Origin of the sequence: Paraburkholderia tuberum STM678, assembly GCF_902833905.1 — a bacterium.
Lineage (GTDB): Bacteria > Pseudomonadota > Gammaproteobacteria > Burkholderiales > Burkholderiaceae > Paraburkholderia > Paraburkholderia tuberum.
Genome location: NZ_CADFGP010000101.1, coordinates 1 through 13,864, shown reverse-complemented (window position 1 = coordinate 13,864; position 13,864 = coordinate 1). Strand labels below are relative to the sequence as shown.

7 protein-coding genes and 2 pseudogenes are annotated in these 13,864 nt (G+C 59.1%); 5 read left to right on the top strand and 4 right to left on the bottom strand.

The window, feature by feature from the left end; translation table 11 throughout:
- The first annotated feature begins 604 nt into the window (after positions 1 to 604).
- Positions 605 to 4,000, top strand: a complete 3,396-nt coding sequence (locus HWY30_RS38700; protein ID WP_090809605.1) for an ATP-binding protein — start codon at positions 605 to 607, stop codon at positions 3,998 to 4,000.
- A gap of 210 nt (positions 4,001 to 4,210) precedes the next feature.
- Complete coding sequence (locus HWY30_RS38695; RefSeq protein ID WP_090809607.1) at positions 4,211 to 5,164, top strand: IS256 family transposase; 954 nt, start codon at positions 4,211 to 4,213, stop codon at positions 5,162 to 5,164.
- 40 nt (positions 5,165 to 5,204) lie between these two features.
- On the opposite strand, the pseudogene HWY30_RS42260 reads toward HWY30_RS38695, so the two are convergent.
- Positions 5,205 to 5,470 (bottom strand): annotated as a pseudogene (locus tag HWY30_RS42260) (IS6 family transposase); the annotation flags it as partial.
- 245 nt (positions 5,471 to 5,715) lie between these two features.
- On the opposite strand from HWY30_RS42260, the gene HWY30_RS38690 reads away from it, so the two are divergent.
- Positions 5,716 to 6,399, top strand: a complete 684-nt coding sequence (locus HWY30_RS38690) for a response regulator (RefSeq protein WP_090809609.1) — start codon at positions 5,716 to 5,718, stop codon at positions 6,397 to 6,399.
- A 126-nt stretch (positions 6,400 to 6,525) separates the two neighbouring features.
- Here the strand turns inward: HWY30_RS38690 and HWY30_RS38685 are convergent, their stop codons facing one another.
- A complete protein-coding gene (locus HWY30_RS38685; protein WP_090809611.1) occupies positions 6,526 to 7,236 on the bottom strand; it encodes a response regulator in 711 nt (236 codons plus the stop codon).
- A gap of 213 nt (positions 7,237 to 7,449) precedes the next feature.
- Complete coding sequence (locus tag HWY30_RS38680; RefSeq protein ID WP_090809613.1) at positions 7,450 to 8,256, bottom strand: IS5 family transposase; 807 nt, start codon at positions 8,254 to 8,256, stop codon at positions 7,450 to 7,452.
- A 381-nt stretch (positions 8,257 to 8,637) separates the two neighbouring features.
- Between HWY30_RS38680 and HWY30_RS38675 the strand changes: the two genes are divergently transcribed.
- Positions 8,638 to 11,013, top strand: coding sequence for a type I secretion system permease/ATPase (locus tag HWY30_RS38675; RefSeq protein ID WP_090809615.1), 2,376 nt, complete (start codon positions 8,638 to 8,640; stop codon positions 11,011 to 11,013).
- The gene (locus HWY30_RS38670) at positions 11,010 to 12,254 is read left to right on the top strand and encodes an HlyD family type I secretion periplasmic adaptor subunit (protein WP_090809617.1); all 1,245 of its coding nucleotides are present in this window, start codon (positions 11,010 to 11,012) and stop codon (positions 12,252 to 12,254) included. Before HWY30_RS38675 ends, HWY30_RS38670 begins: the two co-directional genes overlap by 4 nt.
- A 467-nt stretch (positions 12,255 to 12,721) precedes the next feature.
- Here the strand turns inward: HWY30_RS38670 and HWY30_RS38665 are convergent.
- A pseudogene (locus tag HWY30_RS38665) lies at positions 12,722 to 13,704 on the bottom strand (IS701 family transposase); the annotation flags it as partial.
- Positions 13,705 to 13,864 lie beyond the last annotated feature (160 nt).

Sequence of the window (13,864 nt, the reverse complement as noted above, 5' to 3'; positions counted from 1 at the left end):
TGCAACGTGTCGCAAGCTCTATCAGTATCTGAATCGAGCTTCACTTGGCTAGCCGCGCACACTAATTCACCCACAGATTCCGCCGACGATCCAAAAACCTCAAGCCGTCACCGTACTATCCCCATGGCATCGCGTATGCCGTGACGAGGATGTCGCAAGAGGAAGCGTCTAGCGACTTGCCTGGTTCGCCTGAGTCCTTCGCCGTGCCTAAAACGTGTAGTGGGAGGACTACAGCCAGTTATTGCTTAATGCCGAAAAAGCACCGCGGAATGATCGTCAGCGAGCACGATGCGGGATCTTCATTGCGCTCAATACAGTCTGCACAGAGATGAGTGAGGCAGGGGTGAAGAACTACTGTTGGCAAAAATGTTCGCGAGTACTGACTCGTCCGAACCTACTCGCGAAGCCTTGACTCACACTCAGTGCGCACGCCGGCACGTTGACGGGTCTGATTATTATTTGCTTTCGCATCGCATGGGTCTGATTTGTGGGGGCGGCTGATCGGATCCGCTCTCGCGCCGCGATAATCGTTTTGGTTCGGTGCGCTACGTCAGTGTGATTGTCAAAGGTGCATCGACAGTCTCCAGAACGAACCGGTGCCGCCATGTCCTCCGCTCCACAGAATGATGCCTTGAACCAGTTGCAGCGCTACAAGAAGCTGCTGGTGTTCGGTGGTGGATTGGTGACCACGATCATGATGATTTTCGCTTTCACGCTCGCGGCGTTGTCGGCGGTACGCGGGCAGGTTGCAGCCGAGCGGCAGAACTTCCTCGTCGATCGCAACCTCGTCATGAGCGAAGTCAACTCGAGCGAAGCATTGTTCCGCTCCGCGCTAGTCAGCGCGGAGCTGGCGTGGCAGGACGCGGATCAGGTCGATCTTGAGCTAATCACGCGATTTCGCAGTCAGGGGTACGCATTCGTGCCATTGCCCACGTCCACGGCACAACCGCCGTTGTTGTTCGACATGCCAGGTAAATCCCTGACCCACGATGAACGCCGTCGCTACCTTGGTCTCACTGCACAACTCGGTCGTGTCAGCGCAGTAAATTCATTGGTGCGGGGCCAGCAGGCGAGCCGCTATTTCTATGGTGCGCAGCACAATATTGCCGGAATTCTGTCTGCGCCCTTGCCCCACCAGGCAGCGATGGCCGGGACGTCTGCCGGCCGTGCGCATTTGATTGCGGATCTGGGGGATGGGCTGGATGGTCTGGCCGGCATCCATGCGGGCGAGCAACCCGATAATCGTCGGCCCGTATCCTGGATGCTGCCTGCTATCAGTCCCTTGACGGGAAAAATGGCGATTCGCATCGCCGCGCCGGTGTTCTCAGACGGATCACCGTTTGCGATCCTCGTGACGGAATACGACCCGGAGATCTTGACAGCACCTCTGACCGTTGGCGGGTTCGATGGCACGTATATGGTCGTGTCAGAGAAAGGAGAAATAGTAGCGAGCACAGCCTGGAATGAGCAGGCCCCTGCATTGATTGATCGCGTTCGGGCGTTAGGTGTCGCGGGAGCGACCGGCAGCATGCAACGCGAAACCTGGCGGGACGGCGTATTCACGATTGCGGATCGTCTTGGCGATACGGGCTGGGTGCTTGTCTATGTATTTACGTGGCGCGACGTTGTTGCGGGCATCGGCAAACAGATCGGTATCGGTGCTGTGCTTACGCTTGCGACGCTTGCCGTCGTATGGGGGTTTCTGATCTATCTCAAGCAACGCGTTTTCCGGCCGGCAATTGAGCGATCGCGACGGGTGTTCGAGAGTGAGCACCTGAGCCGCATGCTGGTCGAAACGGCGCCAGTGGGGCTGGGGCTGATCGCAGTGGAGAGCGGAAAGGCGCTATTGCGCAGCCCGACGATGATTGACGCTGCGGCGCGGGTAGTCGTGCCGACCGAGACGCTGTCGGCGGAATTGGTTCGACGTCACCGGGAGCGCGGCGGGGCAACGGGGGCGAACGGCATGCTGCACGAGGAACTGACGCTCCCTACGCGCGACGGCGGGGCGATGGACCTCTCGGTGAGCGTTGTGCCGGCGCGCTACCAGGGACAGGACGTGCTTGTGACGGCGTTCACGGACATCACGGCGGGAAAGCGTCTGGAGCGGCAGCTACGTGACGCGAAGCAGGCGGCCGACTCCGCCAACGCGGCGAAATCGGCGTTCCTTGCGGCGATGAGCCATGAGATCCGCACGCCGCTGAATGCAATCATGGGAAATCTGGAACTGCTGTCGCGCTCGCAACTGGATGCGTTGCAGCGCGACCGTCTGACGACGATCCGGGCCTCGGCGGACGGACTGCTTGAGGTCGTCAGTGATGTGCTGGACTTCTCGAGGAGCGAGGCCGGCGAGATGAGACTGGAGCGGATCGCATTCGACGCGCAGGAGGTCGCGTCTCGGGCGCTGTTGATGTTCGGACCGCTGGCGCGCGCAAAGGGCGTGAGGCTGTCGGGCGTGTTCGGAACGTCGCCGGTGCTGCCGATGCAGGGTGATCCCACTCGGCTTGGCCAGGTGATGAACAACCTGCTGGCGAATGCCATCAAGTTTACGGCGTATGGGGAGGTGACGCTGCGGTTGTCGGTAGAGGCGGGCGTGGACGATCAGGACGCGATGTTGACGATCGAGGTGGAAGACAGCGGGATCGGAATGTCGTCGGAACAGCAGGCGCTTTTGTTCCAGGCGTTCAGCCAGACGGATGCAACGATCAACCGTCGCTTTGGCGGCACGGGTCTTGGCCTCGCGTTGTGCGCGCGGCTGATCGACGCGATGGGCGGTACGATCGCCGTGCGCAGCGAGCCAGGTCAGGGCAGCTGCTTTACGGCGCGGGTGCCGCTGGGCGAGAGCGAAGGCGAGTCGGACATGCCGCGTTTCGCGGGAGAGCGGATACTGTTCGTGGCTGCGGCGGACGCCTGGCACACGTATGCAGTGGCAGCGCTGGAGGCGTGGGGGCTGCAGGTGCAGGCATACCGGCATCCGGCGCAACTTCACCCGGCGATGTTGAACGAGGCGGACGCGCTGATCCTCTGCGGCGAGCGTGACACCTGGCACGCGGATGATGAAAGCGGTTTGTTAGCGGAGTCGTCGTGGGTGATCGACAGTAGTACGGAAGGTCCGGCATATCCGGTAGCGGTAGAGCCGGTAGTCAGGGTCTCGAGCTACAGCCTGAAGGGGCTTGTGGCGGCGTTGCGGTACACCTTGCAAGGCGAGGCGCTCCAGGCGTGCGATGAGACGCAGCAGGTGCTGTCGTCGCGCCGGTTGAAAGTGCTGATCGCGGAGGACAACGCGGTGAACCGTCAACTGTTCGAGGAGCAGTTGAGGATGCTGGGCTGCGAGACGCGGGCGGCAGAAGATGGGCAGCACGCACTGGACTGGCTATCGCGGGAACGCTTTGATGTGCTACTGACGGATCTGTCGATGCCGGTACTGGACGGCTACGCGCTGGCACGCGAAGCACAGGTGCACTGGCCGGAGATGCCGATTGTGGCGGCCACGGCGAGCGCAACGCTGGAGGTGCGAACGTGGTGCGAGGCGACCGGCATGACACGCGTGGTGACCAAGCCGCTACAACTGGATGAGTTGTCGGCGGTTCTGTCGGAAGTGACTGGCGTGCCACGCGTGGTGATAGAAGCGGATGGAAGCGAGCCCAGGCGCGACGGCATGCTGGGGGGGCGAGCCGTCCCGGAACAGACGCGTGAAACGTTCCGGAAGTCGTGTGAGGCATCGTTGACGGTGATCCGTGCGGCACACAATGACGGGGATGCAACCCGGTTGCTGGCTGAGTTGCATTCGCTGCGAGGCGCGTTAGCGGTGTTTGGGCATGACGCCCTGGCAGATCAATGCGCCCGGCTGGAAATAACGATATCGAAGGATGGTGTTCAGGTGGCGCAGAAAATGATTGAGACTCTTGGCGCCCGTTTGCGCACCGATGTTCTGACCGACACGAAAACACTGCGTGAAATTCTTGCGGAGGTATCAGAATCTGAGTGTCCTGAGGTCGGTTGAGAAATCTGATTCTGGTGAAAGGACGTCCACGGGATGGGTTATCAACGTGACGATCCAGTGCCAGCGCATGCTGAGGCGGTTTGTCAAATAAGCCTCGCATGCGGCGCCCACGTTTACGCGTGGGTTGATGACTGTTCGGGGCCCGGGAGGGTGTAAAAAGTTTTGTGTAAACGGTCATTTGGCAGGAGACTGCCAGCAACAGGAGCATCAATGACCGTAGCGAAACGCAATAAAAGAGAGAAACCCGATCCTGAGCTCGTCAAGCTGGCAGACAGCCTGCTGGCGAATTACCAGAAGCCGGAAGACCTGATAGGCGAGAACGGCCTGCTCAAGCAGCTTACCAAGATGCTGGTGGAGCGTGCGTTAGAGACGGAGATGTCCGAGCACCTGGGCCATGGCAAGAGCGAAACGGTGACCAATGCCACGGGCAACACCCGTAATGGTCATAGCGCCAAGACGCTGGAGGGGGAGTTTGGCGAGTTGCCGCTCAATATCCCGCGCGACCGTCAGGGGGCGTTCGAGCCGAAGCTGGTGGAGCGCCATCAGACGCGCTGGACGGGCTTCGACGACAAGATCACTGAGCTCAAGACGCGCGGCGTGCAGGACATCTTTATCGCCTGCGTCGACGGGCTCAAAGGCTTTCCTGAAGCCATTGAAGCGGTCTACCCAAAAGCGGCCGTGCAACTGTGCATCGTGCATATGGTGCGCAACAGCCTGAACTTCGTACCGTGGAAAATGCAGCGGGAAGTCGCCGCCGACCTGAAGACGATTTACACTTCATCGACCGTCGAGATGGCCGAACAGATGCTGGGCGCGTTCGAGGCCAGGTGGGACAAGGACTATCCGTCCATCGGGCAGAGCTGGCGACGCAACTGGGCACGGGTGATTCCGTTCTTCGATTACCCACCGGAGATCAGGAAGGTGATTTACGCCCCGGAGGAAGTCCCCTTGGGGGACACTACGAACGCCATAGAATCGATCAACATGAGCCTGCGCAAGGTGATCAAGACCCGCAGCTCGTTCCCGACCGATGAGGCCGTCACCAAGCTGTTTTACCTGGCCCTGAACAACATCAGCAAGAAGTGGACGATGCCGACCCGCGACTGGAAGGCCGCACTGAACCGCTTCACGATCCAGTTCGAAGAGCGGCTGGTGCCGGGTTAAACCTCAACCCGTTTACACAAAATTCCGGACACCCCCGGGAAGGCTCGGTGCGCAGCGTCAAAAACATCGCATCGAGATGCCGGGTGCTATCTGTCTCGCGTCGGGCCGCTTTCAAGCGGCATCAAAGCCTGCACGGAATCTGTCGCGCCAGCCTCGGATCGTCTCGTACGTCACGACCACGCTGCGCTCGAAGAGCATCCTCGATGACGTGCAAGCTCAACTGAAAGAGAAAATACCAACGCACGGCGTGCTGATGACGCCAGCGGACAAGCGGTGACCGTGAAGCGGCGATTTTGATTTCTTCATCTGACCCTCTTCGCGACGACCTCAGCTACCTGACAACGTCGACAATGGCCCGGCTCCCGGTTCCAGGTGGCCAGCCCTCGGAAATCCGACACATACGAGGGAAAGCCATAAATTCTCCAGTCAGTCGAATTTGTCCCACTTTTTTTGCTTTCCAGTTTTCCAGAGGGTATTCTCGGATAAGTCAGATTCGGGTACATTGAGCTTGCCGTCGCGGCCCGGTTCATCCCATTTCCGCGGAGCTTTGCATGAGCAAAATGAAAATCCGTGTCGTGCTGGCCGACGATCATCCGGCACTCCTTTCCGGTATCAAGCACGAACTTTCCGCTGTACCTACGCTGGAAATTACAGGCACGGCAGGAGACTCCGGCGAGCTCATCAAGGTGCTGAACAGCGCCCCTTGCGATGTCCTCATTACCGATTACGCGATGCCCGGTGGAGAGTACGGGGACGGCTTGACGTTGCTGGCATTCTTGCGACGAACCTACCCGGCGCTCAAGATCGTAGTCTTCACGACTATCGAAAACCCTGCCATTACGCGTGAAATGTCAAAGCGTGGCGTGCATTCGGTGTTAAGTAAAGCTCATGACACGAGCCATTTGATCTCCGCGATTCACGCTGTCTATGCGGGCGCCACCTACTTTCTTTCTACCTCGCGAAGCCTGAAAGACGCTATTCCGGATTCCTCTCCTGGTCGGAACGAACGCACCCAAACGCTGAGCATGCGCGAAACGGAAGTCATCCGGCTGTTCGTGTCAGGTATGTCTGTGAATGAAATCGCCGATCGACTACATCGCACGAAGCAGACAATCAGTGCCCAAAAGACCCGCGCGATGCGAAAGCTCGGGATTGAACGGGACGCCGACCTGTTTCACTTTGCATACGAAGCCGGGCTCGGTGTGGCGACCGATGGGTCGCAGTCGGAGATCTGACCGGATCAGTCTTCGCATCACACGCGTCCAAACTCATCGCTTTTGCGCTTTTAGTGTTTTTTGTTGCGATGCTACCCTCGGTCGCGTATGCACTTAAAGGCCTTCGTCGCCGCTCTCATCTCGTCGTCAGGGTTTGCCGTCGCGTGGCTGCGTCGGATCGGACGCATCATGGGCACCATCTTCCGGTACGAAGGTAGGCGCCGTGTCAATCGAACACCTGATCAGCTCGATGTCGTTTCCCACGCCTAGCTTGCGCATTGCGCTGGCTTTCTGCGAACTGATGGTTTGTTTACTGCGCTTGAGTTGCGCTGCGATTTCGTTGACCGACCGTCCCGACACGAAGAGTCGGACCACTTCGGATTCGCGTGCAGTAAGCGCTCGACTGCCGGAGGCAGGCGTATCCACGTTGAGTTGCCAGACAATCTTTGAAATGGTTGGAGAGAAATAACGTGCGTCCGCATATGCGCCGTGAATCGCGGCGACCAGATGTTCCATCGGGTCGGCCTTGCTCAGAATGCACTGAATGCCGAGCTTGAGCAGCGAGCGGATGATACCTGGGTTGTCGATCATCGTCAGCACGACAATGCGCATGGCCGGGTATCGGCGCCGCAAAAATGAAAACAGCGTAATGCCGTCACCGTAATTGCCGCCCGGCATGGAGTAATCGCACACCAGTACATCGCATGGCTGCGTGCCGAGTTCCGCGATGAGCTCGGTCGAGTTTGTGCAGGTGCCCACTGTCTTGATGGTACGGTGTTCTTCAAGCATGTAAATCAGTCCGGCAACGATCGCAGGGTGATCGTCGGCAAACATGACCTGGATGGCGGCATTCTCCATTTGGGGCGTCCTTTATCTCCGGGCACAATGCCTTGCATTACAACGCGCCCGCATAAGCAATTCGACTATGAGAAAGCGGGACCGTTTTCCTGGGGCTGGTCAGCCTGTCTGTCAGGTTTCTAACCTTAAATCGGTGCCTTTTCATGTTTCACCGCACTGAGACGAATTTAAATCGACAAACGTCGGACTTTAACTTCATGTTACTAGAGCGTGTTAGGCACTTTTCATAATCGGTGCAGCATGAACGAGCATGAGCATGGCGAAGACGACGAAGTGCAGGCCTGCCAGGGTTTCGGGCAGGCGCTCGTAGTCGCGTGCCAACCGCCGGAAGCGGTTGAGCCAGCCGAAACTGCGCTCGACCACCCAGCGGCGGGGCAGCAGCACGAAGCCCTTCTTCGCCTCAGGCAGCTTGATGACCTGCAGCTCAATGCCTTCATCACGTGCGGCCTGTGCAGCAGTGTCGCCCGTATAGCCCTGGTCAGCAAACGCAAGTTTCACCGTCTGACCGGTGACGTGCTGAACCTGACGCGCAAGCTCGGCCACCTGCGCGCGCTCCTGCTCGTTGGCCGGCGTGATGTGCACCGCGAGCAGCATCCCCAGTGTGTCGACAGCCATGTGAACCTTGCTGCCCCGCTTGCGCTTGTAACCGTCGTAGCCCGCACGTGGCCCGCTTTCACACGTGGACTGCAATGTGCGTCCATCCAGAATGACCGCACTGGGCTGGCCCTGACGCTGTTGCGCCACGCGCAGCACCGAGCGCAAATCGTTGACCATCGCCTCGAAACAACCCGCGTTCAGCCAGCGCTGCGTTTGCTGGTAGACCATTTCCCACGGCGGAAAGTTGGTCGGCAGCATGCGCCACGATGCACCCGCGCGCGCCATCCAGCGAAGCGCGTTGAACATTTCGCGCAGTTCGTATCGGCGCTGCGGTGCATCTTCGTTCATCAAGGTCAGATACGGAGCGGCGAAGCTCCATTCCTCGTCCGAAACATCTGTCGGGTATGGCTTGCGTTCTGTCATCCCGCCAGGTTACCAAGTCTGACAGAAAGTGCCTAACACGCTCTAGTAACGAGACAAGATTAACAGGCAAATAGTGGGTTGGCCACCGTTGATACTGGCGGCCCTATCCGGTCAAACAATCGCGCGCGGAAATCAGTGCTCGTGAAAGACTGCGAACTACAAATTCGTACCAGTCTCACTATGTTGTCGCGGCTGTCTGATTTCGCGGGGTCACCGATATCCGGACAATTGGAGCCAGTACGAAATCTCATGTTTCGTTCATCAGGTCACCCGAATTAGCCGAATCGATCCTTTAAACGACGAGCATTGCTTCATTGTTTTCTGAGTCTGGATTGCGGTTCAGGTGTCGCACCACATACTTCAATCTAACCGGTTACGATCATGACTCGAAACGATTTTCCTGACGTACAGGCTGCCGCGCCCCTCACCAACGAGGACGGCCTCCTCGGTTCCGTGATGTGGATCTGCGAGCGCTACGGTTGCGGCAAGACGGCGCAGGCGCTCACCGCGGGGCTGCCGAAGAGCGGCATGCTTTCGCCGTCACTGGCGCTCGACTCCCTGTCAAACGCGGGCCTCACGGCGGGCTTGGTGGAGCGTCGTCTGCAACTGCTGCCGGAGCACGTGCTGCCGGTCATCTTGCTGCATCGCCGCACGGGTGGCTGCGTGCTGCTGGGTCGGCGTGCGAATCCGGACAAGGAAGCCAAAAGCCGCGTTCTATATCAGGTGATGGTGCCGGAAATTGGTCCCGAGCCCGTGGAGTACACCCAAGAGGAAATGGACGAAATCTATTCGGGCTACGCCATTCTGGTCAAGCCGACGGCCAAAGTCGAGCTGCGCGAAGGGGATAGCGTCGAACCGGCCGGCCACTGGTTGCTGGGCACGCTATGGCGTTATCGACGCTACTACGCGAGTGCTGCGCTCGGTGCATTGCTGATCAATGTGCTCGGCCTTGCCAGCGTCTTTTTCACGATGAACGTGTATGACCGCGTGGTCCCGAACCAGGCCTACGTCACCCTCTGGTCGCTCGCGATCGGGGTTGGAATTGCGATGCTGTTCGAAGCGATTTCGCGCCATGTACGTAGCCATTTACTCGACGTCGCCGGCAAGAAAGCCGACCTGGTCATGGGCACGCTTTTGTTCCGCCAGGCGCTCTCCATCCGCATGGAGCACAAACCGTCGTCAGCAGGGTCATTCGCCAACCAGTTGCGCGAGTTCGAGTCGGTGCGCGACTTCGCAACCTCTGCCACGCTCTCTGCAATTTCCGATCTGCCATTCGTGCTCGTCTTTGTAGGCGTGGTATTCGCGGTCGGCGGTTCGCTCGGCTGGGTGCCGTTGCTGATGATCCCGTTGATCATCGGTGTGAGTCTGTTGGTGCAATGGCCGCTCGCGCGGATCATGAAAGCGAACCTCAAGGAGGCGTCGCTCAAGCAGGGCGTGCTGATCGAATCGGTTGAAGGTCTGGAAACACTCAAGGCGGTGGGTGGCGAAGGGCATATGCAAAAGCGCTGGGAGTCTTTCAGCGCGATGGCGGCATCTTCTTCGATGAAGTCGCGTCAGATTTCCAGCAAGGCGACGAGCTTCATTACCTTGTTGCAGCAGTTGCAGACCGTGGTGCTGGTCGTGTTCGGCGTCTACCTGATCGACGCAGGCGAGCTCACGCAAGGCGCGTTGATCGGTACGGTGATGCTGGCTGGCCGGATTACTGCGCCTCTGAGCCAGGTGATGGGACTCGCCTTGCGCTTCCAGCAGGCAAAGGCCGCGCTGCATTCGTTGAATAGCTTGATGGCGATGCCTGTCGATCGCGATTCATCGCGCACGTATCTGCCGAAGCCTTCGCTCTCGGGGCAAATCACCCTGAAGGACGTCTGCTTCTCGTATCCCACACAGGAGATGCAACCGAATCCGCCGGTTCTGAAGGACGTCAATTTGAGCATCCAGTCCGGCGAGCGGGTTGCTATCCTGGGCCGCATTGGGAGCGGTAAATCGACCCTTCTGCGTGTGATGGCGCGTCTTTACGCGCCGGTCGGAGGGCAGATGTTCACGGACGGTCTGGACGTTGAGCAGATTGACCTCGCCGACTGGCGCAAAGCTGTGGGGTACGTGGGCCAGGACGCGCGTCTTTTTCACGGCAGTCTGCGCGAAAACGTGATGATCGGACGGCCGGAAGCGAGCGCCGACGAGTTTCTACGCGTGATACGTTTGACAGGGCTTGATCATGTCGCTAGCCGCCACCCACGGGGTATCAACCTCCCAATCGGAGAAGGTGGTGCGGGCATCTCCGGTGGCCAGCGTCAGCTGGTGTCGCTGGCCCGCAGCCTCCTTGCCCGGCCGGAGCTCCTGTTGCTCGATGAGCCGACGAGCGCAATGGACGCCCAAACCGAGGCGCTCTTCCTTGAACATCTCGCGCGTGCAACTGCGGGGCAGGCGATCGTTGTGGTGACCCATCGCCCATCCTTGCTGGCCCTGGTTGACCGGATTGTCGTAGTCGAAGAAGGCAAGGTCGTGGCCGATGGTCCGAAGGACAAGATCCTCGCGATGCTGTCAGGCAAGAGCGAACCGGCAGCGGTGGATGGAACGCCGAAGCGCGCGCGACCGGGCACCTCGCCCGGCGTCGCGGCCGCAACAAATACGCCCGTGGCGCCTCAGGCCGTTGCCGCGAAGATCAGGATCATGAGCGCCAAAGAGACGGTACCGGCAGCCGCTGCGCAAGCGGGCAATACGCAGGCAGGCGCACCGAACAAGGAGCAATCGCAATGAACTTCAATATTTTCAAACGAGGCAAGAAAAAGGCTAAGCTCGCCAAAGGCGACGCTGCTTTCATGAGCGACATCCGGGAATCGCTGCTGACGCAGTCGACGCCGGGCTCAATGATCATGCTTTACGTCATTCTCACGGTCCTGGCCGGCGGTCTGACCTGGGCGTACTTTGCGCGCGTGGAGGAGATAACGCACGGCGAGGGGACCATCATTTCGAAGAGCCGCGAACAGGTCATCCAGAGTCTTGAGGGCGGCATTCTCGAACAACTGGACGTACGTGAAGGCGACATTGTCAAGAAGGGACAAGTGCTGGCAAAGATCGATCCGACGCGAGCCGAGACGAGCTATCGCGAAGCGTGGTCCAAGTCAGTAGGACTGAAGGCGACGATTGCGCGTTTGCGTGCCGAGGCGTACGAGCAGCCGCTGACGTTTCCTGACGACGTGAAAGCCGTGCCTACGGTCGTGAAGCAGGAGACGCTTGCTTACAACGCGCGACGTCGTGCACTGAACGATAGCGTGGCCGCGTTGGAAAAGAGCTACTCGCTGTCGAACAAGGAAATTGGCCTGGCCGAGCCGCTGGCGGCCAAAGGTCTTGTTTCTGAAGTCGAACTGCTCCGCATGCGCCGGCAGGCAAACGAGCTGCGCTCACAGATCGTCGAGCGTCGCAACAGATTTCAGGCCGACGCAAACTCGGAACTCACGAAGCTGGAACTCGAACTGGCGCAAACCAGCGAAACCGTCGTGGGTCGTGCGGATGTTCTACAGCGTACGACTGTGATTGCACCGGTGTACGGCACGGTGAAGAATATACGCTTCAATACGATTGGCGGGGTCATCCAGCCGGGCGAGCACATCATGGAAATTGTCCCGCTGGAAGATCAATTGCTCGTCGAGGCACGCATCAAGCCTTCGGACGTCGCATTCCTGCATCCTAATCAACCGTCCACCGTGAAGATTACGGCTTACGACTACGGAATTTATGGAGGCTTGAAAGGCACGGTTCAGCACATCAGCCCCGACACGCTCAAGGACGACCAGAAGGCCGCATCGGGCCGGCCCGATGCGACGTATTACCGCGTGCTTGTGCTGACAGACTCCAGTGAGTTGCATGCAGGCGGAAAAAGCTTACCGATTCTGCCCGGGATGATCGCGACGGTCGACATCCGTACCGGTGAGAAAACCATTCTTGACTACATTCTGAAGCCGATTTTCAAGGCTCGTGAAGCGTTCCGGGAGCGGTGATTATCTCGTTGGATCTGGTGACTTCCGGTAATGCCATGCACGGGTGAGCATGGAGGAAACCGGAAGATTCCCGGTTGGAAGCCCGCGTCTTTCCGGGGCTGCATGCCGTGGTCGGAAGAAGCTCGCTGCGCTGGAGCGCGCCTGACCCGGCACGACACGCTGCGGCGCTTGGAATGATTCGCGCGTCGTTGTTGATCGTGGCGCTACGGTACGCATGATTGCGGCCGGTTGAACCAGCAAGAGGCGAATCCAATGACTACGACTACGCAGATCAACGTATTGCCGGCTCAAGACCGGATCAATGACATAGCGAAGGGTGCAACCATGGTCATAACTGCGACGGCGCTATGACGATTCCCTAATCTTACTGTGTCAGATAATTATTTGCGCGCTCTATTGCCATACAGGAAGAGAGCCATCGTTGCATGATCCTTAGTCCAAGCAGGATGCGCAACGTAGTAATGGAATCAGGAACGTGGCGTTGAGCGCGCTGGACTGCCCCGGGGGATGTAATCCGGGGGAAGGGCAGACAGCGCGCGTTCAAGGAAGTTTTTTTATCGCGTCCATCTGATTGCATTCGGAGTCGCTGAGCCATCAGAAACCCATACGCAGCGAGACTCAGTGTGGCGTGGTGGTGAAAGCCACGCCAGCCTCGCCCTTCATAATGACCGAGCCCGAACTCCTGTTTCAGGTCCTGATAGTCGCGCTCGATGCGCCAGCGCATTTTGGTCACGAACACAAGCTGCTCAAGTGTCGCCTCCTCGGGCGCGGTAGTGAGAAAGTATTTGAGCGGCTCCGGTTCGCCATCAGGCCATTCAATAAGCAGCCACTCTTCGTCGCGAACGGTGCGTCGCCAATAGTCGCGATGTGCGGGACGAACCCATACGGCGGCAAAGCGCGAGGAAAGTGCCGCGTTGCTGCCGTCGCGCCAGGTTACGGATTGCCAGGCGCTTACGGGTAATTGCATGGCCAGTTCCTTCACGGCGATCAACTCGTAGCCGGGCGCACGGCGCAACAATGTCGGTGGCTTGCCGCGCCCGCTCCAGGGCTTGGGCGGAAGCGGCGCCGTACCTGGTGCCCACACAGAGGTGCCCGGCCGGATCCCTACCGCGTACAACAAACCCAGTTCCGTTACGCCTTCCCGGAAAGCGGTTTCGTCGCCATACCCGGCATCGGCCAGCACAATGCCCGGTGCAACGCCGGATGCCATAGCCTCGCGAAGCTGGGCCAGCGCAATCTGAGGCTTGGTCTCGAAGGCCAGATCGTCGGGAATGCCCGCTGGGACATACAGCTGCCAGGCAATCGGCAGGCTGCCGCGTTGCGTCGCGATCGACAGGCTCACTGCAACCTGGCAGTTGTCCTGCTTTCCAAGTTGCCTAAAGTACTGACGTGCCACCCCGACCGAATGACGTCCCTTCTTTGGAAAGCCGGTGTCGTCAATGATCCATAGGACTAAACCGCTCGCGCGGTAATGGGCTACGGCTTTGGGTAGTGGTAACGGAAGGGAAACCGACTCTGTTTTCATGTTGATCGGCGAGGCAATCCGCCTCGTCATTCAACGGGAGCAGAGCCATGAGTCAGACCCTCCAGCCTATCAGCCCGCGGCGCCA

What these genes read in the sequence shown, in the direction of transcription:
- HWY30_RS38700 (WP_090809605.1), top strand. Translation starts at nt 605, where the DNA reads ATGTCCTCCGCTCCACAGAATGATGCCTTGAACCAGTTGCAGCGCTAC.
- HWY30_RS38695 (WP_090809607.1), top strand. Translation starts at nt 4,211, where the DNA reads ATGACCGTAGCGAAACGCAATAAAAGAGAGAAACCCGATCCTGAGCTC.
- HWY30_RS38690 (WP_090809609.1), top strand. Translation starts at nt 5,716, where the DNA reads ATGAGCAAAATGAAAATCCGTGTCGTGCTGGCCGACGATCATCCGGCA.
- HWY30_RS38685 (WP_090809611.1), bottom strand. Translation starts at nt 7,236, where the DNA reads ATGGAGAATGCCGCCATCCAGGTCATGTTTGCCGACGATCACCCTGCG.
- HWY30_RS38680 (WP_090809613.1), bottom strand. Translation starts at nt 8,256, where the DNA reads ATGACAGAACGCAAGCCATACCCGACAGATGTTTCGGACGAGGAATGG.
- HWY30_RS38675 (WP_090809615.1), top strand. Translation starts at nt 8,638, where the DNA reads ATGACTCGAAACGATTTTCCTGACGTACAGGCTGCCGCGCCCCTCACC.
- HWY30_RS38670 (WP_090809617.1), top strand. Translation starts at nt 11,010, where the DNA reads ATGAACTTCAATATTTTCAAACGAGGCAAGAAAAAGGCTAAGCTCGCC.